Source organism: Marinovum algicola, from assembly GCF_900109145.1.
GTDB lineage: Bacteria > Pseudomonadota > Alphaproteobacteria > Rhodobacterales > Rhodobacteraceae > Marinovum > Marinovum algicola.
The window spans coordinates 43,787-66,085 of sequence record NZ_FNYY01000022.1; the positions used below are offsets into that span (position 1 = coordinate 43,787).

Annotated in this window: 18 protein-coding genes; 4 read left to right on the plus strand and 14 right to left on the minus strand. The window is 66.4% G+C overall.

The window, feature by feature from the left end:
- Positions 1-137 precede the first annotated feature (137 nt).
- The gene (fzlA, locus tag BMW90_RS21580; protein ID WP_048533403.1) at positions 138-803 is read left to right on the plus strand and encodes an FtsZ-binding protein FzlA; all 666 of its coding nucleotides are present in this window, start codon (positions 138-140) and stop codon (positions 801-803) included.
- A gap of 69 nt (positions 804-872) precedes the next feature.
- On the plus strand, positions 873-1,916 hold the full coding sequence (queG, locus tag BMW90_RS21585) for a tRNA epoxyqueuosine(34) reductase QueG (protein ID WP_074839118.1): 1,044 nt from the start codon (positions 873-875) through the stop codon (positions 1,914-1,916).
- Between the two features lie 88 nt (positions 1,917-2,004).
- On the opposite strand, the gene BMW90_RS21590 is transcribed toward queG, so the two are convergent.
- The 11 genes from BMW90_RS21590 to BMW90_RS21640 form a co-directional block, all read right to left on the minus strand.
- On the minus strand, positions 2,005-2,595 hold the full coding sequence (locus tag BMW90_RS21590) for a VOC family protein (protein ID WP_074839121.1): 591 nt from the start codon (positions 2,593-2,595) through the stop codon (positions 2,005-2,007).
- A gap of 74 nt (positions 2,596-2,669) precedes the next feature.
- The gene (locus tag BMW90_RS21595) at positions 2,670-3,476 is read right to left on the minus strand and encodes a glutathione S-transferase family protein (protein WP_074839123.1); all 807 of its coding nucleotides are present in this window, start codon (positions 3,474-3,476) and stop codon (positions 2,670-2,672) included.
- A 92-nt stretch (positions 3,477-3,568) separates the two neighbouring features.
- A complete protein-coding gene (locus tag BMW90_RS21600) occupies positions 3,569-4,645 on the minus strand; it encodes a BMP family ABC transporter substrate-binding protein (protein ID WP_048533399.1) in 1,077 nt (358 codons plus the stop codon).
- Between the two features lie 50 nt (positions 4,646-4,695).
- Positions 4,696-5,619, minus strand: coding sequence for an ABC transporter permease (locus BMW90_RS21605; RefSeq protein ID WP_170850602.1), 924 nt, complete (start codon positions 5,617-5,619; stop codon positions 4,696-4,698).
- A complete protein-coding gene (locus tag BMW90_RS21610) occupies positions 5,619-6,704 on the minus strand; it encodes an ABC transporter permease (RefSeq protein ID WP_048533398.1) in 1,086 nt (361 codons plus the stop codon). The genes BMW90_RS21605 and BMW90_RS21610 overlap by 1 nt, the downstream gene beginning before the upstream one ends.
- A 90-nt stretch (positions 6,705-6,794) precedes the next feature.
- Positions 6,795-8,318 carry an ABC transporter ATP-binding protein gene (locus tag BMW90_RS21615; RefSeq protein ID WP_074839126.1) on the minus strand — a complete coding sequence of 508 codons (1,524 nt, stop codon included), beginning with the start codon at positions 8,316-8,318 and terminating at the stop codon, positions 6,795-6,797.
- Positions 8,315-9,070, minus strand: a complete 756-nt coding sequence (gene xdhC / locus BMW90_RS21620) for a xanthine dehydrogenase accessory protein XdhC (protein ID WP_074839129.1) — start codon at positions 9,068-9,070, stop codon at positions 8,315-8,317. Before xdhC ends, BMW90_RS21615 begins: the two co-directional genes overlap by 4 nt.
- Positions 9,067-11,505, minus strand: coding sequence for a xanthine dehydrogenase molybdopterin binding subunit (gene xdhB / locus BMW90_RS21625; protein WP_074839131.1), 2,439 nt, complete (start codon positions 11,503-11,505; stop codon positions 9,067-9,069). Before xdhB ends, xdhC begins: the two co-directional genes overlap by 4 nt.
- Complete coding sequence (gene xdhA / locus BMW90_RS21630) at positions 11,502-12,890, minus strand: xanthine dehydrogenase small subunit (protein ID WP_074839209.1); 1,389 nt, start codon at positions 12,888-12,890, stop codon at positions 11,502-11,504. Before xdhA ends, xdhB begins: the two co-directional genes overlap by 4 nt.
- Before the next feature lie 172 nt (positions 12,891-13,062).
- Positions 13,063-13,986 carry a glutaminase gene (locus BMW90_RS21635; protein WP_074839134.1) on the minus strand — a complete coding sequence of 308 codons (924 nt, stop codon included), beginning with the start codon at positions 13,984-13,986 and terminating at the stop codon, positions 13,063-13,065.
- A 9-nt stretch (positions 13,987-13,995) separates the two neighbouring features.
- A complete protein-coding gene (locus BMW90_RS21640; RefSeq protein ID WP_074839136.1) occupies positions 13,996-14,931 on the minus strand; it encodes an alpha/beta hydrolase in 936 nt (311 codons plus the stop codon).
- A 121-nt stretch (positions 14,932-15,052) separates the two neighbouring features.
- On the opposite strand from BMW90_RS21640, the gene dnaE reads away from it, so the two are divergent.
- A complete protein-coding gene (gene dnaE, locus BMW90_RS21645; protein WP_074839139.1) occupies positions 15,053-18,595 on the plus strand; it encodes a DNA polymerase III subunit alpha in 3,543 nt (1,180 codons plus the stop codon).
- An 84-nt stretch (positions 18,596-18,679) separates the two neighbouring features.
- Here dnaE and BMW90_RS21650 read toward each other — a convergent pair whose 3' ends face one another.
- Positions 18,680-19,447 carry a sulfite exporter TauE/SafE family protein gene (locus BMW90_RS21650; protein WP_074839143.1) on the minus strand — a complete coding sequence of 256 codons (768 nt, stop codon included), beginning with the start codon at positions 19,445-19,447 and terminating at the stop codon, positions 18,680-18,682.
- A gap of 148 nt (positions 19,448-19,595) precedes the next feature.
- On the opposite strand from BMW90_RS21650, the gene BMW90_RS21655 reads away from it, so the two are divergent.
- Positions 19,596-21,290, plus strand: a complete 1,695-nt coding sequence (locus tag BMW90_RS21655; protein ID WP_074839146.1) for an acyl-CoA dehydrogenase family protein — start codon at positions 19,596-19,598, stop codon at positions 21,288-21,290.
- 154 nt (positions 21,291-21,444) lie between these two features.
- On the opposite strand, the gene BMW90_RS21660 is transcribed toward BMW90_RS21655, so the two are convergent.
- Both BMW90_RS21660 and BMW90_RS21665 read right to left on the minus strand, forming a co-directional pair.
- On the minus strand, positions 21,445-21,783 hold the full coding sequence (locus tag BMW90_RS21660; protein WP_074839149.1) for a VOC family protein: 339 nt from the start codon (positions 21,781-21,783) through the stop codon (positions 21,445-21,447).
- Positions 21,784-21,812: 29 nt separating this feature from the next.
- The gene (locus tag BMW90_RS21665) at positions 21,813-22,259 is read right to left on the minus strand and encodes an SRPBCC family protein (protein ID WP_074839151.1); all 447 of its coding nucleotides are present in this window, start codon (positions 22,257-22,259) and stop codon (positions 21,813-21,815) included.
- Positions 22,260-22,299 lie beyond the last annotated feature (40 nt).

Here is a 22,299-nt window from a genome sequence, read left to right on the forward strand (position 1 = left end):
GCGGCCATAGCGGATTCGGCGCGCAAGGGGAACCGGCCGGGGCCGCGGGCTGTTGCCGATCCGGGCGGGGGTGGTTGAACTGGCGCCGGTTTCACGGCAAAGAAGCTGGGCACTTCCCCCTTAGGACATTGCCCTTCATGGCCAAGCTTTATCACGTTCCCCTCTCGCCGTTCTGCCGCAAGGTGCGACTCAGCCTTGCCGAGAAGAAGATCGAATGCGAGCTGGTCGAGGAACGCTACTGGGAGCAGGAGCCGGATTTCCTGCGCCGCAATCCGGCCGCCAAGGTGCCGGTGCTGCGCATCGACGGCAAGACCATGGCCGAGAGCGCGGCGATCTGCGAATGGCTGGAGGAGAAGTACCCCGAGCCGAGCCTGATGCCGAAATCCGCCGATGCGCGTTATGAGGTGCGCCGGCTGGTGGCCTGGTTCGACGACAAGTTCCACCATGAGGTGACCTCGAAGCTGCTCTACGAGCGGGTCAACAAGAAGGTGCAGGGCCAGGGGTTTCCCGACAGCAAGAACGTCAAGGCCGGGGCCAAAGCGATCAAGTATCACCTGGATTACATGACCTGGCTGCTCGACCACCGGCGCTGGCTGGCCGGCGATGTGATGACGCTGGCGGATTTCGCCGCCGCGGCGCATCTGTCGTCGCTCGACTATATCTCCGACGTCGACTGGAACCGGTCGGCGGTGGTCAAGGACTGGTATGCCAAGATCAAGTCGCGGCCGGCGTTTCGCCGCATCCTGGCCGATCAGGTGCCCGGATTTCCGCCGCCGCGGCATTACAATGACCTCGATTTCTGAGATCGGGCCTCGGCGGTTTCGGGGGCTCTGCCCCCGGACCCCCGCGGGTATTTCTGAACAGAAGAAGCCATGGATGCGCTGAAGGACAGACTGCTGCGCGAGGCGCGGGACCAGGGGTTTTCCGCGGCGCGAATCTGTCGGCCGGAGGCGGTGCCGGAGGTGGCCGAGCGGCTGGCCGGGTTTCTCGCGGCGGGCTATCAGGGGCAGATGTCCTGGCTGGCCGAGCGCAGCCATTGGCGCGGCGATCCGGCGGCGCTCTGGCCCGAGGCGCGCTCGGTGATCATGCTGGCGGAGAATTACGGGCCGGCGCATGATCCGCTGGCGGTGCTTGAGCAGAGCGACCGGGCGGCGATCTCGGTCTATGCGCAGCATCGCGATTACCATGACGTGGTGAAGAAGCGGCTGAAGCGGCTTGCGCGCTGGCTGATCGCCGAGGCCGACACCGATCCGCCGGCCGAGGTGAAGGTCTTTGTCGATACCGCGCCGGTGCCGGAAAAGGCGCTGGGGCAGGCGGCGGGGCTGGGCTGGCAGGGCAAGCACACCAACCTGGTGAGCCGGCAGCTTGGGTCCTGGTTCTTTCTCGGAGCGGTATTCACCACGCTGGAGCTGCCTGTGGACCCGGGCGAGGTGGATCATTGCGGCTCGTGCCGGAAGTGTCTCGATATCTGTCCGACCGCAGCCTTTCCGGCGCCCTATCAGCTCGATGCGCGGCGCTGCATTTCCTACCTGACGATCGAGCACAAGGGGCCGGTGGACGCGGCTTTGCGGCCGCTGCTGGGCAACCGGATCTATGGCTGCGACGATTGTCTTGCGGTCTGCCCCTGGAACAAGTTCGCCGAACGGGCGGCCGAGGTGAAATACCATGCCCGCGACGACCTGATGGCGCCGGATCTGGCGGAGCTGGCCGGGTTGGAGGATGCGGCGTTCCGGGCGCGGTTCTCGGGCTCGCCGATCAAGCGGATCGGGCGCGGGCGTTTCGTGCGCAACGTGCTTTACGCCATCGGCAATTCCGGCGAGGCGCGGCTCTTGCCGGCGGCGCAGGCGCTGTGCGAGGACGCCGATCCGCAGATCGCGGATGCCGCACGCTGGGCGGTGGAGCGGTTGCAGAGATAAGCCGACAGGCCGCCGGCCGACGCCCGCCGGGCCGGGAAAGCGGGGACCGGGTGGCGAGGCAACCGGGCCTGTCAGTCGGGGGACGGGGTCAGCCCCGGCCGTAGGGGTCTTTTGCCGAGCGGTCCTCGCTCAGAGACTGCTGGCGCCGCGCGACCAGCGCTTCGATCGCGTCGGCCAGGTGCACTTCGGCGATGTGGTGATCGCCCTGCGCCACCCGCCGCCGATGCGCCTCGATCATCACGTCGGCATGGGAACAGCCCATCGGCGGTTCGAACCGGTAACAGGCCAGCTCGATCAGCAATCCGAGGGGATCCTTGAAGTAGATCGAATCCATGAACCCCCGGTCCTTGACGCCGGAATGGCCGATCCCCCGCGCATCGAGCCGGTCGATGGTCTGCGAAAAGGTCGCCTTGGAGACGTTGAACGCCAGGTGGTGCACGCAGCCGGGATCGGTGGGCGTGCGCCGGTGAACCGGCGTGCGGGCCTCGTTGGTAAAGATGGTGATCAACCGCCCGTCGCCGGGATCAAAATAAAGGTGGCCCTCGTCGGGATTGTCGAGGTTGGGCTGATCGAAGATGAAGGGCATGCCCAGCACGCCCTCCCAGAAATCGAGGCTGGTCTGCCGGTCGGCCCCGGTCAGCGTGATGTGATGCACGCCCTGAACCTGAAGTTTGCGCATGTGTCGGTCCTCCTTGTCGCAAGGATAGCCGCACGGCGGAAAAAGGCGAGAGGAAGCGGCGGCGCGGGCCGTTGTCAGGCCGCCACCAGCCCCAGTTCGGCGTCGCTGGCATGGGTCAGGTACTTGTCGCGCGGCGGCCAGGGCCGGTCCGGCCAAGCCGGCTCGAAAGCAAAGCTCGAGACGTTGCGATCCTCGGGCAGGGCGCCGTTGCCGGCGCCGAGGGCGTAGTCGTAATAGAGTTTCACGATCTCCTCGCGGCTCACCTGCTGCGCCGCCGGATGGGCCAGACAGGCTTCGCGCCAGGCGCGCACGCGGGCATATTCGGCGGTGGCCGGCACGTCGAAGCCCTCGTAATACTCGAGGAACCAGAAGCGCATGAACATCGGGGTGAAGACCGTTTCGGCCAGTCCGAAATCCTCGAACAGCCAGGGCCCCTCGCCTTTGCCCTCATGGCGCAGGAAATCGTCGATCTCGCGGTAGAGGCCCCGCATCTTTTCGGCGTGCGTGTCGCGCCGGTCGGGATCCTGGTTCATCACGAAGCTGTAGCCGGCCATGGTGAAGGCGCCTTCCTTGGCGATCAGCATGCTTTCCGTCGCATGTTCCAGCGGATCGGCGCGGCGCAGCGGCGTGTCGCCCACCGTCTCGTCAAGGTAGCGCAGGATCACCAGGCTTTCCTTGAGGATCTCTCCGCCCGGCATCTCGAGCACCGGCAGCGCGGTGGTGCCACGGGTCTTTTCCAGCAGTTCCGGGTCGCGCGGTCTGGTGATGTCGACGACCTGGAAGGAAACGGCGTCGCGCACGCCTTTCAGCGCCAGCATGATCTCGAGCCGTTGCGAGAACGGACAGACCGGGATGTGATAGACGATGGGGGTCCGGGGCATGGTCAACCTCTTGTCAGGGCGCCTCTCGGCAGGCGCGACAAACAGAGAACCCCCGCCCGGGGGCGAGGGTTCCCGTCGCCTGTCGGCAGCGGTCAGTTCGGGATCTCGCCGGTCAGCCCTTCGACGTAGAAATCCATGCCCGCGAGCGTGCCGTCATCGGCCACTTCGCCTTCGGCCAGCCAGGGCGTGCCGTCCTGCTTGTTGATCGGCCCGGTGAAGGGGTGATACTCGCCCGCGGCAATCGCGTCTTTCATCGCCAGCGCCTCGGCCTTGACCTCTTCCGGCACCGCGTCGGTGATTTCGCCGATGCCCACCATGCCCGGCCCGATACCGTCCCAGGTGTCCTTGCTTTCCCAGGTGCCATCCATCACCGCCTGCACGCGATCAATGTAATAAGGCGCCCAGTTGTCGATGATCGAGGAGACCCGCGGCATCGGCGCGTAATCGCCCATGTCCGAGGCCTGGCCGAATGTGATCACGTTGCCGGCCTTTTCGGCGGCCGCCTGCGGCGCCGTGGAATCGGTGTGTTGCAGGATCACGTCGGCGCCCTGTTCGATCAGCGCATTGGCGGCGTCGGCCTCTTTCGCCGGGTCGAACCAGGTGTAGGCCCAGACAATCGAGAACTCGACATCGGGGTTCACCTCCTTGGCGTGCAGATAGGCCGAGTTGATGCCGCGGATGACCTCGGGGATCGGGAAGGAGGCGATATAGCCGATTTTGTTGGTCTCGGTCATGTGGCCCGCAATCAGGCCTTGGATGGCGCGGCCTTCGTAGAACCGGGCGGAATAGGTCGAGACGTTGTCGGCGCGCTTGTAGCCGGTGGCGTGTTCGAACTTCACGTCGGGGAATTTCTTGGCGACGTTGATCGTCGGGTCCATGTAGCCGAAGGACGTGGTGAAGATGATGTCGGCGCCGGACAGTGCCATCTGCGTCATCGCGCGTTCGCTGTCGGCGCCCTCGGGCACGCTTTCCTGGAACACGGTTTCGACCTTGTCGCCGAAGTGCTCTTCGACGGCCAGGCGGCCCTGTTCGTGCTCATAGGTCCAGCCGCCATCGCCGACGGGTCCGACATAGATGAAGCCGACCTTGGTCGTGTCGTCCTGCGCCATCGCCGTTCCGGCGAGGCCAAGCGCCAGCGCGGCGCTGGCAAGAAGGGTTCTGCGGTTCATGTGGATACTCCCTGAGTCTTCTTTTGGATTGTCTTGTTTTGGGTTTGGCCTCAGTGCGAGGCATGGAACGGCCGGCCGAGCGAGGCCGGCGCGCCGTGGTAGCCCCGTGCTGAAATGATGACCAGCACGAGAATTGTTATCAGATACGGTGACATCGACAAGTATTCGACCGGCAGCCTTGTGCCGGCCGCCTGAAGGTTCAGTTGCAGCACGGTGACGCCGCCGAAAAGGTAGGCACCGATCAGCACGCGCCAGGGCTTCCAGCTGGCAAAGACCACGATGGCAAGCGCGATCCAGCCGGCGCCGGCGGTCATGCCCTCGGTCCATTGCGGCACCCGGACAAGACTGAGATAGGCGCCGCCGAGGCCGGAACAGGCCCCGCCGAAGAAGATCGCCATGAGCCGGATGCGCACCACCTTGTAGCCCAGGGCATGGGCGGCATCATGGCTTTCGCCGACAGCCCGCAGGATCAGCCCGGCGCGGGTGAATTTCAGCCCGGCCCAGACGGCAGCCACCAGCGCGATCGAGAGATAGACCATCAGGTCATGCTGAAACAGCATCGGGCCGATGACCGGCATATCGGCCAGCAGCGGCAGCGGCAGGTCGGGCAGGGTGGGGGATTTCATGCCCTCGTAGGGCTTGCCGATCAGCGACGAGAGCCCGAGGCCCACCAGCGTCAGCCCGAGGCCGGTGGCCACCTGGTTGGACAGCAGAAACTGGGTCAGCACCCCGAAACTGAGCGACAGCAGCGCCGAGGCCAGTGCCGCGGCGGCAAAGCCGAGACCCGGGCTGCCGGTGTTGACCGCCACGGCAAAGCCCACCACCGCACCGGTGATCATCATGCCCTCGACGCCGAGGTTGAGCACGCCGGATTTCTCCACCACCATCTCGCCGATGGCAGCCAGCAGGATCGGCGTGGCCGAGACCATCAGCGAGGCGACCAGAAGGATGGGATTGATCGTTCCGAGATCCATCAGGCGGTTTCCCCCTGTCCGAATTGCAGCCGGTAATTGGTGAACACATCCGTCGCCAGCAGGAAGAACAGCAGCATCCCCTGGAACAGCTGGATCGAGGCGCCGGGCAAGCCTAGCATGAGCTGCGCCAGCTCGCCGCCGATATAGGTCAGCGCCATCAGCAAGCCAGCCAACAGGATGCCAACCGGATGCAGCCGGCCGAGGAAGGCCACGATGATCGCGGTAAAGCCGTAGCCCGAGTTGAAATCAATGGTGATCTGGCCGGCCGGGCCGGACACCTCGAAGAGCCCGGCCATGCCGGCCAGCGCGCCCGAGAGCCCGAGACAGAAGATCACCACCCGGCCCGGGTTGACCCCGGCGAAACGGGCGGCGCGCGGCGCCTCGCCGGTCAGCCGGATGTGGAAGCCGCGGATGTGGCGGGTGAGCAGCACATAGGCAAAGATCACCGCGACAAAGGCCGCCACCACCCCCCAATGCATGCCGGTGCCGGCGATCACCTCGGTATTGGCGCCGGCGTCATATTGCTGAAAGTTGCGCGAGCCGGGAAAGCCGCGGCCTTCCGGGTTCTTCAGCAGGCCCGAGGAGACCGAGGCCAGCCAGGCCTCGGCGACATAGACCAGCATCAGCGAGACCAGGATCTCGTTGGTGCCGAATTTCACCTTGAGCAGCGCCGGGATCATCCCCCAGGCCCAGCCGCCAAGCGCGCCGGCGATCACCATCAGCGGAAAGACGATGAAGCTGTCGAGCGGGTAGAAGGCCAGCCCGACCGCGGCGCCGGTGATCGCGCCCATGATGTACTGGCCTTCGGCGCCGATGTTCCAGATGCCGGCGCGAAAGCCGATCGACAGGCCGATTGCAATCAGGATCAGCGGCCCCGCCTTGACCAAGAGCTGCGGCCGCGAATAGGCGGCGAACTGCGGATGGAACAGCGGATCCCAGAAGATCGTGCGGATCGCCTCGAGCGGTGGCTTGCCCAGCGCGGCGAACATGATGCCGCCAACGATCATGGTCAGCACAACGGCCAGCAGCGGCGTCACCGCCGTCCAGACCCGTGACGGCTGCGGGCGCTTGACGAGATGGATCATGCGCGACCTCCCCCCAATTGCGCCGTCCTGCGCTTCTTCTCTTGCAAAATACGCTCCGCGACGCCGGCCAGGCGCGCCCCGCCAGCTTCTCTAGGCCTCCACATGGGCCACCTCCATGTCATGTGCGCCGCCCATCATCAGGCCGATCTGTTCGACGGTGAGGCCCTGCACCGGGCGGATATCCGACAGCCGGCCTTCGTTCAGTGCGGCAAACCTGTCGGCCACCTCCATCAGCTCGTCGAGATCCTGGCTGATGACGACGACGGCCGCGCCCTCACCTGCGAGATGCAGCAGCGCCTGGCGGATCGCGGCGGCGGCGGCGGCGTCGACCCCCCAGGTGGGCTGGTTGACGACAAGCACCTCGGGGCGCTGCATCACCTCGCGGCCGATGACGAATTTTTGCAGGTTGCCCCCCGACAGCGCCCGGGCGGCGGTGCCGGGGCCGGGGGTGCGGACGTCGAAGGCCTTGATCACCTTTTCGGTAAAACCGCGGGCGCCGGACCAGTCGAGAAAACCGTTCTTCATCAGCCCCTCGCGGGCGGCGGCGGTCAGGATCGCGTTCTCGGTCAGGCTCATGTCGGGGGCGGCGGCATGGCCCAGCCGCTCCTCGGGAGCCGAGAGCAGCCCGGCGGTGCGCCGTGCCTCGGGGCCCTGGCCCCCCACCGGCGTGCCGTCGAATTCCACCATCTCGGGCCTGGTCACGATCTCGCCCGAGAGCGCGGCGAGCAGCTCGTCCTGGCCGTTGCCGGCAACCCCGCCGATGCCCAGCACCTCGCCGGCGCGGACCTCGAAGGAGACGTCCTTGAGCGCGGTGCCAAAGGCATTGGGCGAACGCGCCGACAGGTTGTGCACCGCCAGCCGCACCGCGCCCGGGGCCCGCGCCTCGCGGGTCACGGCGTCAAACGAGGCGCCGACCATCAGTTCGGCCAGCTGCCGCGCGGTGGTGTCGCGCGGATCGCAGGTCTCGACCACCTTGCCCAGCCGCAGGATGGTGGCGGTTTCGCAAAGGCTGCGGATTTCCTCGAGCTTGTGCGAGATATAGAGGATCGCGGTGCCCTCGGCCGAGAGCTTGCGCAGGGTCTGGAACAGGATCTCCACCTCCTGCGGGGTCAGCACCGAGGTCGGCTCGTCCATGATCAGCAGTTTCGGTTCCTGCAACAGGCAGCGGATGATCTCGACCCGCTGGCGTTCCCCGGCCGAGAGCCCGCCGACGGTGCGGTCGGGGTCGAGCGGCAGGCCGTAGGTCTCCGAGACCTCGCGGATCTGGCGCGCCAGATCGCGCGGCTTGGGCGGGTTCTCCATGCCGAGCGCCACATTCTCGGCCACGCTCAGCGCCTCGAACAACGAGAAATGCTGGAACACCATAGCAACGCCGGAGGCACGGGCGGCATGCGGATCCTGCGGCGCAAAAGCGCTGCCGTTGAGACGCATGCTGCCGCTGTCGGGCTTGACCAGGCCGTAGATCATCTTGACCAGGGTCGATTTGCCGGCGCCGTTTTCGCCCAGAAGCGCATGCACCTCGCCGCGGCCGATCGAAAAGGAGACATCGGAATTGGCAATGACGCCGGGATAGGCCTTGGTCAGCCCCTTGATCTCCAACAAGGTTTCTCTCACGCGTGTCTCTCCTTCAGGGCGGGTGGCTCTGCGGCCCGGGCGAGATAGCCCGCCGCCACGCCCACCGCAATTGCCTGCGGGTGCTTGCCCAGGGCCGGATCGCCGATCGGGCAGGCAATGCGGGAAATTTGAGCGGTGGCATGGCCCAGCGCGGCCAGCCGTTTGCGAAAGCGGGCCCATTTGGTGGCCGAGCCGATCAGCCCGCAGTCGCCGAAGCCATGGCGCAGCAGCGCGTCGCAGAGCCGCAGATCGAGATCATGCGAATAGGTGACGATGATGTGGCTGGCGTCGGGCGGCGCCAGCGCGACGGCGCGCAGCGGATCGGCGGCGACAAGCGGGGTGACGCCCTCGGGGATCGGGTCGGGCAGGCGCGCGGCGCTGGTGTCGACCAGGGTGATCTCGCGGTCCTGCAACGGCGCCATGGTGGCGGCAATGGCGCGGCCGACATGGCCCGCGCCCCAGATCCAGAGCGGTGCGGCCAAGGCGGTGCGGACGGCGGCATTGCGGGCAAAGCTCAGGGTGACCACGCCGCCGCAGCATTGGCCCATGTCGGGGCCCAGCGCCATCTTGCGTCGGGCCTCGGCGGTGCCTTCGGCCAGCATCGCCCGGGCGATCTGCGTCGCCTGCCATTCCAGCGTGCCGCCGCCGATGCTGCCCTTTTGCGCATCGGCCCAGACCCGCATCGTGGTGCCCGGTTCGCGCGGGGTCGAGCCGCGCGCCTCGGTGAGGGTGATGCGAATCCAGTCGCTCATCCGCGCGCCCTTTGCACCGCGTGCAGGATCTCTTCCGGCGTCGCCGGGGCCCTTAGCGCCGGGTAGTGCGGGCCGCAGGCGGCCACCGCGTCGGACAGGGCAAAGAAGGCCGACATGCCCAGCATGAGCGGCGGCTCACCCACCGCCTTGGAACGATAGATCGTCTCGGCCGGGTTCTCGCCGTCCCAGAGCGCGACGTTGAAGATGTCGGGCGTGTCGGGGCAGGCGGGGATCTTGTAGGTCGAGGGTGCATGGGTGGTCAGCCGGCCCTTGTCGTCCCAGACCAGCTCTTCCATCGTCAGCCAGCCGGCGCCCTGCACAAAGCCGCCCTCGATCTGGCCGATGTCGATGGCCGGGTTCAGCGAGGCGCCGGCATCATGCAGGATATCGGTGCGCAGGATGCGGTTTTCTCCGGTCAGCGTGTCGATCACGCATTCGGTGAGCGCGGCGCCATAGGCAAAGTAGAAAAACGGCCGGCCGCGCCCCTTGATCCGGTCCCAGGCGACATCGGGCGTCTTGTAGAAGCCGGTGGCCGAGAGGCTGATGCGCGCCTCATAGGTCAGCTTGGCGGCCGCGGCGAAACTCATCCTTTCGGCGCCGACCTGCACCTCGCCGTCGGCGAAGCGCACCGATTCCACCGGCTGCTGGTGCAGTTCGGCGAGGTGGCCGGCGATCCGGGCGCGGATCGTGTCGCAGGCGTCCTTGACCGCCATGCCGTTCAGATCCGAGCCGGAGGAGGCGGCGGTGGCCGAGGTGTTGGGCACCTTGGCGGTGTCGGTGGCGGTGATCTTGATCGACTCGAGCGGCAGGCCAAAGCGGCTGGCGGCGACCTGCGCCACCTTCTGGAACAGCCCCTGTCCCATCTCGGTGCCGCCGTGATTGAGATGCACCGACCCGTCCTGATAGACATGCACCAACGCCCCGGCCTGGTTGAGATGGGTCAGGGTGAAGGAAATGCCGAACTTGACCGGGGTCAGCGCAAGCCCGCGTTTCAGGATCGGATTGGCGGCGTTCCATGCGGCCACTTTCGCCCGGCGGTCGGAGTAACCGGCCTGCTCTGCCAACCGGTCGGTCATCTCGTGCAGGATGAAATCGGTGACCTCCATGCCGTAGGGCGTGGTCTGGGCGCCCTCGGGCGGCTCGGGCACCTCGGGCGGGGCGACATTCGCCGCCGCGCCGCGCGAGGCGAGATCCTCATGCGGCGCCGTGGCGGGGCCCGGTGCGGCGTAGCGGTGGCCCTTGCCCGCGTTGGGGCCGGAAAAGGGCTGGCCGCTGCCGGGGCCGGTCCCGGCTGGGGCGTGGTAATAGTTCACCCGGCGCACCTCGAGCGGGTCGCGCTCGAGGTAATGCGCGATATGGTCGACCACCCGCTCGATCCCCAGCATCCCCTGCGGCCCGCCAAAGCCGCGAAAGGCGGTGGCGCTCTGGGTGTTGGTCTTGAGCCGGTGGCTCTCGATGCGGGCATGATCCAGCAGATAGGCATTGTCGGCATGCAGCATGGCGCGGTCGGCCACCGGCAGCGACAGATCCTGGGCCCAGCCGCAGCGGGCATATTGCACGAAATCGATGCCCGCGATGCGGCCGCTGTCATCGAAGCCGACCTCGTAGTCGATGCGGAAATCATGCCGCTTGCCGGTGACAACCATGTCGTCATCGCGGTCGTAGCGCATCTTGCAGGCTGTGCCCGTCACCTGCGCCGCCAGGGCACAGGCCACGGCCAGCGCATTGCCCTGGCTCTCCTTGCCGCCGAATCCGCCGCCCATGCGCCGGGTCTCGACGCGGACGGCGTGCATCGGGCGGCCGATCGCCTCGGCCACTTTGTGCTGGATCTCGGTCGGATGCTGGGTGGAACTGTGCACCAGCATGTCGCCATTGTCCTGCGGCAGCGCCAGCGCGGCCTGACCTTCGAGGTAGAAATGCTCCTGCCCGCCCATGGTGAGCGTGCCTTTCAGCAGATGCGGCGCGCCGGCGATGGCGCTGGCGGCGTCGCCCTTGCTGTAGATGCGCGGGCCGTCCTCGAAACGGCTGTCGGCCGCGAGCGCCTGCTCGATGGTCAGAAGCGGCGCCTCCTCCTCGGTTTCGATTTGGCCCAGCCGGGCGGCGCGGCGGGCGATGTGATGCTCTGTCGCCACCACCAGAAAGAGCGGCTGGCCGAGGTAATGGATGCGGCCATCCGAGAGCAGCGGCTCGTCGTGGATCGACGGCGAGACATCATTGGCGAAAGGCAGGTCATCGGCCGACAATACGGCGATGACGCCGGGCAGGGCGCGCACCTGCGCCAGATCCATCGCGGTGATGCGGCCGCGGGCGATCTGGCTCAGGCCGAAGGCCAGATGCAGCGTGCCGCGCGGGGTCGGAATGTCATCGACATAGCGCGCGGCGCCGGTGACATGCAGGGCGGCGGCGTCATGCGGCAGGGGTCTGGCGACGCTCATGGCAGCACCTTCAGGACGGAGGTTTCGCGGCCCTCGATCTCGTGGAAATAGCGCAGGGCGAGGTTTTTCGCCGCCTCCATGCGATAGCGGGCCGAGGCGCGCATGTCGGTGAGCGGCGTGAAATCCTGTTCCAGCGCGGCGGCGGCCGCCCGGAGGCTGTCTTCCGACCAGGGCGCGCCGGTGAGCACGGCCTCGAAGGCGCGCGCGCGTTTCGGAATGCCGGCCAGGCCGCCAAAGCCGGTGCGGACGGCGGTGATCCGGCCGGCCTCGATGCTGAGGTTGAAGGCGGCACAGAGCGCCGAGATATCCTGATCGAAGCGTTTGGAGATCTTGTAACAGCGGAAGCCGGGCTGGTGTTTGGGCAGGGTGACCGCCTCGACGAATTCGCCGGGCGCGCGGTCCTGCTTGCCGTAGTCGAGAAAGAACTCCTCGAGCGCGATGTCGCGGCGGGCCTCGCCCCGGCGCAGGTGCAGCCGGGCGCCGAGGGCGATCAGCGGCGGCGGGCTGTCACCGATGGGCGAGCCATTGGCGATATTGCCACCGAGGGTCGCGGCTTCGCGTACCTGGACCGAGCCGTAGCGGCGGAACAGCTCGCCCAGGCTGGGATAGAGTTCCGCCATCAACGGCCAGAGCCGGGCGATGCTGACCCCGGCGCCGATTTTCAGGCTGTCCCCCCGGTCCTCGATCTGCTGCAAGTCGCGGACCCGGTGCAGGAAGATCACCGGATCGAGCGCGCGCAGCTGCTTGGTGACCCAGAGGCCGACGTCGGTGGCGCCGGCGATCAGGGTGGCCTCGGGGGCGGCGGCGTAGGCCGCTGCCAGTTCGTCCGAGCTGCGGGGGAGGAGGGGGGCGCTGCCCCCCGCTGCGCTCCCCCCGGGATATTTCCGGCCAGAAGAAGCATCGGAGGCGACCCATTGCGGGACCGGGGCGGATTCGGCCGCCCTGGCGGCGCGCAGGATCGGGGCGTATCCCGTACACCGGCAGAGATTGCCGGCGAGCCGGTCCGTGTGATCCGTCTGGCCGTTGGCATGGGCCACGGCCATCGAGGCGATGAAGCCCGGGGTGCAGAAGCCGCATTGCGCGCCGTGGTGGTCGACCATCGCCTTTTGCACCGGGTGCATGTCGCCGGCGTCGTCGCGCAGGCCTTCGACGGTGCGCACCGCCTTGCCGTCGAGCTGCGGCAGGAAGAGGATGCAGGCGTTGAGCGCGCGGATGCCGGTGTCGTCCTGCACCATCACGGTGCAGGCGCCGCAATCGCCTTCGTTGCAGCCCTCCTTGGTGCCGGTGAGACCGCGCTCGTCGCGCAGCCAGTCGAGCAGGGTGCGGGTCGGGGGCTCTGGGCGGATCCGGACCGGTTCTCCGTTGAGAAGAAAGCCAATGTCCATGGTGATGACCTGCCGCTCTACCTTGCGCACCTGTGCTGCGGGTCTTCGATGCGGCGTAGAAAACCTGCGTGCCTGTCCGGACAGATTAGAAAGCGCGGATCGGGCCTTGCAAGCATTTCCTTGGCCGCGGTGCAGAAAAAACCGGCGCTGCCTGCCGGATGGGCAGGGCCGGTCAGCCGAAAACCGACCATCCGGTGAACCGCGCCAGCCGTTCCGCCGCCTCGGTGCCGACCCGCGAATTGCCCCAGGCGTTGAGCCCCGGCGACCAGATCGCCACCGAGGCGCGACCGGGCACCGCCAGTAGGATGCCGCCGCCGACGCCGGATTTTCCCGGCAGCCCGGTGCGGAAGGCGAAATCGCCCGAGCCGTCGTAATGCCCGCAGGTCAGCATCAGGGCGGCGATGCGGCGGCGCTTGACCTCCGACAGCTTCAGGGGCGCGTCGGCCAGCCCGGCGATGCCGCGCCCGGCCAGGGCCAGCTGATCGGTGGTCATCTCGATGGCGCATTGGTGGAAATAGGTGCCCAGCACCAGCTCGGGCGGGTTTCTCAGGTTGTCGAAACTCAGCAGGTAATGCGCCAGCGCCCGGTTGCGATGGCCGGTTTCGGTTTCTGACGCCGCGACCTCGGCGTCGAAGTGGATGTCGCTGTCGCCGGCGCTGGTGCGGATGAAGTCGATGATCTCGGACAGCGCTTCTTTGGGCGCGCGGCCGGCCAGCAGCTCATCGGTTGTCACCAGCGCGCCGGCATTGATGAAGGGGTTGCGCGGGCGGCCGTGCTCCTGTTCGAGCAGGAGGATGGAATCGAACCGGTCGCCGGACGGTTCGCGCCCGACCCGGTGCCAGATGCTTTCGCCGAACCGGGCGAGGACGCAGGCGAGTGAAAAGACCTTGGAAATCGACTGGATCGAAAACCGTTGTGCGTATTGCCCGGCGCGCATCAGCCGGCCATCGGCCAGCACCACCGAGATGGCGAATTGCGCCGGGTCGATGCGGGCCAGTTCGGGGATGTAGCCCGCGACCTCGCCCCAGTCGGCCGCGTCGCGGACCTCGGTATCGAGGGTTTCGAGAAAGGCGGGCAGGGTGTCGAGATCGGCCATGACTGGACGCTACTGCATTTCCGACTCTTGTCCACTCTTGGCCGCGGGCGTGCCCGGGGCGGGGCGCTCTTGCAGGAAGGCGAGGATCCGGTCGATGGCGCCGCGTTGCCCGAGGATGGTGTTGTGATCGCCGGTGTCGAGCAGGGCGAGCCGCGCCCCGGGCCAGGTCGCGCCGATGCCGGCCACGTCCGAGACCGGCACCGCATAGTCGTTGCGGGCATGGATCACCAGCAGTGGCTCCGAGCGGCGCGCGGCCAGCGGCTGCCAGGGGATGTCGATCGGATAGGGGGCGCCGAGCCGGCTGACCTGGGCCACGAAACGCGCCAGACAGCGCCGCCGCAGGCCGTATTGCCGGCCGGCGAAGCGCACCAGGTTCGGCAGGGTCAGCGGCGCCGAGAGAAACACCAGCTTTTTCGCGAGCGGCACATCCTCCATTGCCAGCAGGCTGGCGTTGCAGCCGACGCAATGGGCGATCACCGCGTCATACGGGCCGTCATGGGCGCCCACCTCGCGCACCGCCCCGACAATCGCGCCGAAGCTGCACAGCCGGGGCTTCGGCCCGAGGTGGCCGGGCAGGACCAGAAGATCGACCGATGCCCCGGTTTCGCGCAGGCGGCGCAGAAGGCGGCCGAACTGCCGGACATGGCCATTGTGGCCGGGCACGATCAGCAGGCGCCGGGCCGGAGCCGGCCGGGCCACCCCGTCAAAGCGCAGCAGCACCTGCCGGCCCACGGGCACGATCGCGAAACCGGGGTCGGTCTCCGCCCCGGCGATGAAACTGCCCGACGGCGTGAGGTAGCGCCGCGCCAGCAGCCGTGCGGTCGCCGCCGGGCACAGGCGCGCGGCGGCTGACAGGCAGCGGCGCCGGAGACTGTGCCCGCCGGCGCGGGACGCCGGAGCCCAGTCGAAGGGTATGACGTCCCCGGGGGAATGGTGATTGGCCATTGCTCTTTAAGGTTGTGGTATTCAGGCCGTTTATTCTTGCTAATTGTGACGAAATTGCGGCGGTGCGACGGAAGCGGCGGTTGCGCTTCCATCGTGCCGGGCGCCGTTCTAATGTGCGCGCATGACGAGCTCCCCCCGATTCATCCATCTTCGCACCCATACCGAATATTCGCTTCTGGAAGGCGCCATGCGGCTCAAGAAGCTGCCGGGCCTTTGTGCCGAGATGGGCATGCCGGCGCTGGCGGTGACCGACAGCAACAACCTGTTCTGCGCGCTGGAATTCTCGGTCGGTGCCCAGGCTGCCGGGGTGCAGCCGATCATGGGATGTCAGGTCGATGTGGCCTATGTGGCGCTCAACCCGGGCGACAAGCCGGTGGACCCGGCGGCGGTTGTTCTTCTGGCGCAGAACGAACGCGGCTACGAGAACCTGATGAAGCTCAACACCTGCCTGTATGTCGACAAGGGCGGGCAGGTGCCGCAGGTGACGCTGGAGGAGCTGGCGGCCAATGCCGAGGGGTTGATCTGCCTGTCGGGCGGGCCGGACGGGCCGGTGGGGCGGCTGCTCCGGCGCGGCCAGAGGCCGGCGGCCGAGGCGCTGATGGAGCGGCTCAAGGGGATCTACGGCGACAGGCTTTATGTCGAGCTGCAACGCCATCCCGGCGAAAGTGGATTGCCGGAGGACGAAGCGCGGTCAGAGCGCGGCTTTGTCGAGATGGCCTATGCGATGGCGCTGCCACTGGTGGCGACCAACGACGTCTATTTTCCCAAGCCCGAGATGTACGAGGCGCATGATGCGCTGATCTGTATCGCCGAGGGGGCCTATGTCGATCAGCAGGACGCCCGGCGGCGGCTGACGCGGGAGCATTATTTCAAATCGCCGCAGGAAATGGCGACGCTCTTTGCCGATCTGCCCGAGGCGCTGGAGAACACCGTCGAGATCGCGCAGCGCTGTGCTTTCGGCTGCTATCGCCGCGACCCGATCCTGCCGAAATTCGCCGATGACGAGGTGGCCGAACTGCGCCGCATGGCCAACCAGGGGTTGCAGGCCCGTCTGGCGGTGATCCCGCATGCGGTTTCGGTCGAGGACTACCAGAAGCGGCTGGATTTCGAGCTCGGTATCATCGAGGGCATGGGGTTTCCCGGGTATTTCCTGATCGTTGCCGATTTCATCCAGTGGGCCAAGGACAACGACATTCCGGTGGGGCCGGGGCGGGGCTCGGGTGCCGGCAGCCTCGTGGCCTATGCGCTGACCATCACCGACCTTGACCCGCTGCGCTATTCACTGCTGTTCGAACGCTTCCTCAACCCCGAGCGGGTCAGCATGCCGGACTTCGACATCGACTTCTGCATGGATCGTCGCGAAGAGGTGATCCGTTATGTGCAGGAGAAATACGGCCGCGACAAGGTGGGCCAGATCATCACCTTCGGTGCGCTGCTGTCGAAGGCGGCGGTGCGCGACATCGGCCGGGTGTTGCAGATGCCCTATGGCCAGGTCGACCGCCTGTCCAAGATGATCCCGGTCGAGGGGGTCAAGCCGGTCTCGATCGAGAAGGCCTTGCAGGATGAGCCGCGGCTGCGTGAAGAGGCCAGGAACGAAGAGGTGGTCGACCGGCTGCTGACCTATGGCCAGCAGGTCGAGGGGCTTTTGCGCAACGCTTCGACCCATGCCGCCGGGGTGGTGATCGGCGACCGGCCGCTGGATGCGCTGGTGCCGCTCTATCAGGATCCGCGCTCGGACATGCCGGCGACCCAGTTCAACATGAAATGGGTCGAACAGGCCGGGTTGGTGAAGTTCGACTTTCTGGGCCTCAAGACCCTGACGGTGATCCAGAATGCCATGGACCTGGTGTTCAAATCCGGCCGGCCGCTGCATGTCTCGTCCGGGGGCGTCGAACTCTACGAGCCGGCCGAGGGGGCCGAGAACCAGATCAACGCCATCCCGCTCGATGACGAGGCGACCTACAAGCTTTATGCCGCCGCCAAGACCGTCGCCGTGTTCCAGGTGGAAAGCTCGGGCATGATGGATGCGCTCAAGCGGATGAAACCGACCTGCATCGAGGACATCGTCGCGCTGGTGGCGCTCTATCGTCCCGGCCCGATGGAGAACATCCCGGTCTATTGCGAGGTCAAGAACGGGCTGCGCGAGATCACCTCGGTGCATCCGCTGATCGATTATATTCTGGAAGAGACCCAGGGGATCATCGTCTATCAGGAGCAGGTGATGCAGATCGCCCAGGTCATGGCGGGCTATTCGCTTGGCGGCGCCGACCTGTTGCGCCGCGCCATGGGCAAGAAGATCAAGGAGGCGATGGACGCCGAACGGCCGAAGTTCGAAAAGGGCGCGGCGGAAAACGGTGTCGAAAAGAAGAAGGCCACCGAGGTCTTCGACCTGTTGGAGAAATTCGCCAACTACGGGTTCAACAAGTCGCACGCGGCGGCCTATGCGGTGGTCAGCTACCAGACCGCCTGGCTCAAGGCGAACCACCCGGTGGAGTTCATGGCCGGGGTGATGAACTGCGATATTCATCTGACCGACAAGCTCGCCACTTATTTCGAGGAGGTCCGCAAGGGCCTCGGCCTGCCCTGGGTTCCGCCCTGCGTGAACCGTTCGCAGGCCAGCTTCGACGTGGTCGACGGCGCGCTGGTCTATGCGCTGGGCGCGTTGAAGAACGTCGGGCTGGAGGCGATGAAGCTGGTGGTCGAAGGCCGGCAGGGCCTTGGCCACGAGGCCCCGGATCAAGCCCGGGGCGCGAAGGAAAAACCCTTTGCCACGCTCTACGATTTTGCCCGTCGCGTCGATCTCAAGCGGGTCGGCAAGCGGCCGCTGGAGATGCTGGCGCGGGCCGGGGCCTTTGATCAGCTCGATCCCAACCGCCGCCGGGTTTTCGAATCGCTCGATGCGCTGGTGAATTATTCGGCGGCGGTGCACGAACAGAAGAATTCCAACCAGGTCTCGCTCTTTGGCGAGGCCGGCGACGACCTGCCCGAGCCGCGTCTGGCGCCGGTGAACGACTGGCTGCCCGCCGAGCGGCTGGCCGAAGAGATCAAGGCGGTGGGGTTCTACCTCTCTGGCCATCCGCTCGACGATTACATGGCCTCGCTCAAGCGCAAGGACGTGATGACCCTCGACGAGGTCATGGCCAAGGCCGAACGCAGCCCCTGCGTTGCCAAGCTGGCCGGTGTCGTCGCCGGGCGGCAGGAGCGGAAATCGGCGCGCGGCAACCGCTTTGCCTTTTGCCAGCTTTCCGACACCACCGGCGCCTATGAGGTCACGCTGTTCTCGGAAACGCTGGAGAAATCGCGCGAACATCTCGAGACCGGGGCCAAGGTGGTGGTGACGGTCGAGGCGACGATGGAGAGCGACCAGCTCAAGCTGCTGGGCCGGTCGGTGGCGCCGATCGACGCGGCGGTTGCGGATGCCGGCACGATCGGCCTCAAGGTCTTTGTCGAGGAACCGGGGGCGATTCCCTCGGTCGCCACCATCCTTTCCGAGGCGGCGGGCAAGGTGCAAAAGGCGGCGCGGGGCCCGATCTTTCTCTACCTGATGGACCCGGCCCTGCCCGGCGAGGTCGAGATCGACACCGGTGCGGAATTTCCGGTGAACCCGGAAATCAAGGGCGCATTGAAGAGCCTGCCGGGGGTGATGGCGGTGGAAGAGGTCTAGGGTCCGGTTTGGCCGGTCCGGCGCATCGAGACGGATTGCGCATGGGCGAGGACCGGGGGGGGCCGGATCAGGTCCGGGACGCGGTCAGGCGAAATAGGCGCGGCGGATCAGGTTCAGCCCGGCCAGCAGCAGCACCGCCAGCGTGGCGCGGCGGAACACCTCCTGCTCGATCCGGTCGGACACCCGTCCGCCCAGCCACATGCCGATCATCGCCGGCACGCAGAGCCAGGCGGAAAACAGCAGCGTTTCGCCGCGGATCACGCCGCTGCCGGAATGTGCCACCAGCAGCAACACCGCGCCCAGCCCGAAGGCCACGCCCTGAGTGCGCATCTGCAACCGCTTTTCCGTGTGCAGCGCAGTGAGATAGGCCACCAGCGGCGGCCCCCAGACGCCGGAGAGCCCGCCGATAAAGCCGGAAACGCCGCCCAGAACGATTTCGACCCAGGGGGTCTGGCGGCTCAGCCGCAGGCGCAGCCCCATGAGCTGCACCAGGCTGAAGAGCACCATCGGCAGACCGATCGCCAGAAACAGCACCCAGACCGGCAGAAAGGCATACAGCTGCGCCGAGGCCACCAGCATCACCGCGCCGGCCAACAGGTAGATGCGGAACTGTCTGACCGAAGCCACCGCCGGGCCTACCCCCTGGCGCAGCGCCTGGGCGCCGTTCGACAGCAGGGTCGGCAGGATCAGCCCGGCCAGCGCCACATCCGGCGGCAGGAAAATACCCAGGAGCGAAATCATGATCATCGGCATGGCAAAACCCACCATGCCTTTGATCACCCCGGCCAAAAGCGCGACCATGCCGCTGGCGGCAAGGATCAGGATGGTGAATTCGGGCGATGGTGCTTCCATGCCAGCGCCCTACCATGCCCGATCCGCCGCCGCATTCGGAAAGTGCGTGGGTAATTTTTGCAATGACTGGCGATGAAAAACGTATTTTTGTTGCGCTGCGACTGCGAAGGCATTATGCACGTGCAGGATAGCAGAAGGATGACGATTCATGGCCCATGACGGACAGGACGTGACCGTGGAGGCAAGTGTGCAACTGCCCGATCTTCTTACCCTTACCGGCGCGGCGATTGCCCCGGTGGCGGCGATCTTCGACAAATCCCGCGCCCATCTGCGGGCTCTCGTGGTTTCTGATGGCCGGATCTCGGCCAGACTGGTCGAGGCCAATCAGGATGCGGCGCATGGTCTGGCCTGGCTGGCCACCTATCTGGAATCGCTCAGACAAATGCAGGGTTGGGCCGAGCGGATGGCGGCCGAGGGCCGGTTCGGCGAGCTTGAGGCGCTGATCCATCAGATTGCCTTTGGCGAATATCTCGCGCAGATCCGCGGCGGCATCCCGATGAACCAGGGCGAGATCGTGCGGCCGCGCGATTTCGGCGTCGATGCCGCGGAGCTGGCGGTGCTCGACACGCCCGAGATCGAGACCCTGCTGACCCGCGCCAATACCACTGCCGCGCGGATGCGGCTGGTCGAGCTTATGCAGGCGCAGCACGGGGCGACGATGTTCGGCGCCTCCGGTCTGGATGAAGAGCTCGAGATGATCCGCGACCAGTTCCGCCGCTATGCGGTCGAAAAGGTCGAGCCTTTTGCGCATGAGTGGCACCTCAAGGACGCGCTGATCCCGATGGAGATCATCGAGGAACTGGCCGAGATGGGCGTCTTTGGCCTGACCATCCCCGAGGAGTTTGGCGGTTTCGGTCTCTCCAAGGCCTCGATGTGCGTCGTTTCGGAAGAGCTGTCGCGCGGCTATATCGGTGTCGGCTCGCTGGGCACCCGTTCCGAGATTGCCGCCGAGCTGATCCTTGCCGGCGGCACCGATGCACAGAAGGCGCATTGGCTGCCAGCGCTGGCCTCGGGCGAGAAGCTGCCGACGGCAGTTTTTACCGAGCCCAACACCGGCTCTGACCTTGGATCGCTGCGCACCCGCGCGATCAGGGACGAGACCGGCGATTACAGGGTGACCGGCAACAAGACCTGGATCACCCATGCCGCGCGCACCCATGTGATGACCCTTCTGGCGCGCACCGACCCGGAAACCAGCGATTACAAGGGGCTGAGCATGTTCCTGGCGGAAAAGACGCCGGGTGACGAGGCCGATCCCTTCCCCACCGAAGGCATGACCGGCGGCGAGATCGAAGTGCTGGGTTATCGCGGGATGAAGGAATACGAACTCGGCTTCGACAACTTCCATGTGAAAGGCGAGAACCTGCTTGGCGGCGAAGAGGGCAAGGGCTTCAAGCAGCTCATGGAGACCTTTGAATCCGCCCGCATCCAGACCGCCGCCCGCGCCATCGGCGTGGCGCAATCGGCGCTTGATGTCTCGATGCAATATGCGCTCGACCGCAAGCAATTCGGCAAATCTCTGATCCAGTTCCCCCGCGTCGCCGGCAAGCTGGCGATGATGGCGGTCGAGATCATGGTTGCCCGTCAGCTGACCTATTTCTCGGCGCGAGAAAAGGACGAGGGGCGGCGTTGCGATCTCGAGGCCGGGATGGCCAAGCTCTTGGGCGCGCGTGTCGCCTGGGCGGCGGCGGACAACGGGTTGCAGATCCACGGCGGCAACGGATTTGCGCTGGAATACACCATCTCGCGCATCCTGTGCGACGCCCGCATCCTGAACATCTTCGAGGGCGCGGCGGAAATTCAGGCGCAGGTGATTGCACGCCGATTGCTCGATCCCCGCTGACGCGGAAGCGCCCGCCCGGTTCGCCGTCCGCCCCTTGCCCGATGTGTTGCCGGTCGACCTCCGCTGACGAGGCCGCAACGGCCGCTTCGCAAGGATGTCGAAGCCGAAGGAAGCCACCCGGCCAACAGCCGGGGGGCGCCAGCCAATTGATGCCTCAGGACATCTGCTCTCGACGCAGGAGGATCACCGTCCCGGCCGGATCCGATGTCCAGTGTCCGACCACATTGGTCAGCGGCTCCAACTCGTCCCGGATGGGGCTGCCGAGGCGCGACAGGGCGGCGTCGGGATCGTCGTCGAACAGTTCGATCCACACATCCGTCTGGCTCTGCTGCGGGACGCGATCGATCCACAGGGTCATGTTTCCGAATTCGAACCCTATACTGGTGTCCAGCTCGCGGGTGACCGTCAGCCCCACCTTGTCGCGATAGAAGGCCACGGTCTCCGACCAGCGGTGCAGCGGCACCTTGATGGCCAAGTTCTTTCCCGGTTCCATGCGTTGCCTCTCCCCTTTCAGCAATCGATTTACTTGTAGAATCCGTCCCGCAGGTTGATCCCGTGCTCCAGCCAGGCCTTCATGGCGCAGAGCATCCCGGTCCAGCCTTCGCAATTGCCGAAGCACGAGGTCAGACCTGCCTCTGTTTCCGGCCAGCCAAATTCGCTGATCCGCACCAGCGTGCGACCGTCGTCCAGTGGGCTGAATTCCATGGTCACGGTCGTCCAGGTGGCGGTTTTCCCGTCCGCCTCCCATTGCAGCACGATTTTCCGGTTGGGAACGACCTCCTGCACCAGAACAGGGAAGGCGCCGGGAAAATCATGAAAGTCCCAGGTTACCTCGGCCCCGGTTTCCAGCCGGCCCCGTGCCCCGCCGGTGGTGAAATACTGCGATAAGCGATCAGGGGCGACCACGGCCTCGAAAACCTCCTCGATGGGTTTGGCGATGCGCCCGGCCACGGTGAACTTCAATTCCATGAGACGAATCCTCTTTGCTTCCCCCTCATCATGTTATAAA

What these genes read in the sequence shown, in the direction of transcription:
- fzlA (WP_048533403.1), top strand. Translation starts at nt 138, where the DNA reads ATGGCCAAGCTTTATCACGTTCCCCTCTCGCCGTTCTGCCGCAAGGTG.
- queG (WP_074839118.1), top strand. Translation starts at nt 873, where the DNA reads ATGGATGCGCTGAAGGACAGACTGCTGCGCGAGGCGCGGGACCAGGGG.
- BMW90_RS21590 (WP_074839121.1), bottom strand. Translation starts at nt 2,595, where the DNA reads ATGCGCAAACTTCAGGTTCAGGGCGTGCATCACATCACGCTGACCGGG.
- BMW90_RS21595 (WP_074839123.1), bottom strand. Translation starts at nt 3,476, where the DNA reads ATGCCCCGGACCCCCATCGTCTATCACATCCCGGTCTGTCCGTTCTCG.
- BMW90_RS21600 (WP_048533399.1), bottom strand. Translation starts at nt 4,645, where the DNA reads ATGAACCGCAGAACCCTTCTTGCCAGCGCCGCGCTGGCGCTTGGCCTC.
- BMW90_RS21605 (WP_170850602.1), bottom strand. Translation starts at nt 5,619, where the DNA reads ATGGATCTCGGAACGATCAATCCCATCCTTCTGGTCGCCTCGCTGATG.
- BMW90_RS21610 (WP_048533398.1), bottom strand. Translation starts at nt 6,704, where the DNA reads ATGATCCATCTCGTCAAGCGCCCGCAGCCGTCACGGGTCTGGACGGCG.
- xdhC (WP_074839129.1), bottom strand. Translation starts at nt 9,070, where the DNA reads ATGAGCGACTGGATTCGCATCACCCTCACCGAGGCGCGCGGCTCGACC.
- xdhB (WP_074839131.1), bottom strand. Translation starts at nt 11,505, where the DNA reads ATGAGCGTCGCCAGACCCCTGCCGCATGACGCCGCCGCCCTGCATGTC.
- xdhA (WP_074839209.1), bottom strand. Translation starts at nt 12,890, where the DNA reads ATGGACATTGGCTTTCTTCTCAACGGAGAACCGGTCCGGATCCGCCCA.
- BMW90_RS21635 (WP_074839134.1), bottom strand. Translation starts at nt 13,986, where the DNA reads ATGGCCGATCTCGACACCCTGCCCGCCTTTCTCGAAACCCTCGATACC.
- BMW90_RS21640 (WP_074839136.1), bottom strand. Translation starts at nt 14,931, where the DNA reads ATGGCCAATCACCATTCCCCCGGGGACGTCATACCCTTCGACTGGGCT.
- dnaE (WP_074839139.1), top strand. Translation starts at nt 15,053, where the DNA reads ATGACGAGCTCCCCCCGATTCATCCATCTTCGCACCCATACCGAATAT.
- BMW90_RS21650 (WP_074839143.1), bottom strand. Translation starts at nt 19,447, where the DNA reads ATGGAAGCACCATCGCCCGAATTCACCATCCTGATCCTTGCCGCCAGC.
- BMW90_RS21655 (WP_074839146.1), top strand. Translation starts at nt 19,596, where the DNA reads ATGGCCCATGACGGACAGGACGTGACCGTGGAGGCAAGTGTGCAACTG.
- BMW90_RS21660 (WP_074839149.1), bottom strand. Translation starts at nt 21,783, where the DNA reads ATGGAACCGGGAAAGAACTTGGCCATCAAGGTGCCGCTGCACCGCTGG.
- BMW90_RS21665 (WP_074839151.1), bottom strand. Translation starts at nt 22,259, where the DNA reads ATGGAATTGAAGTTCACCGTGGCCGGGCGCATCGCCAAACCCATCGAG.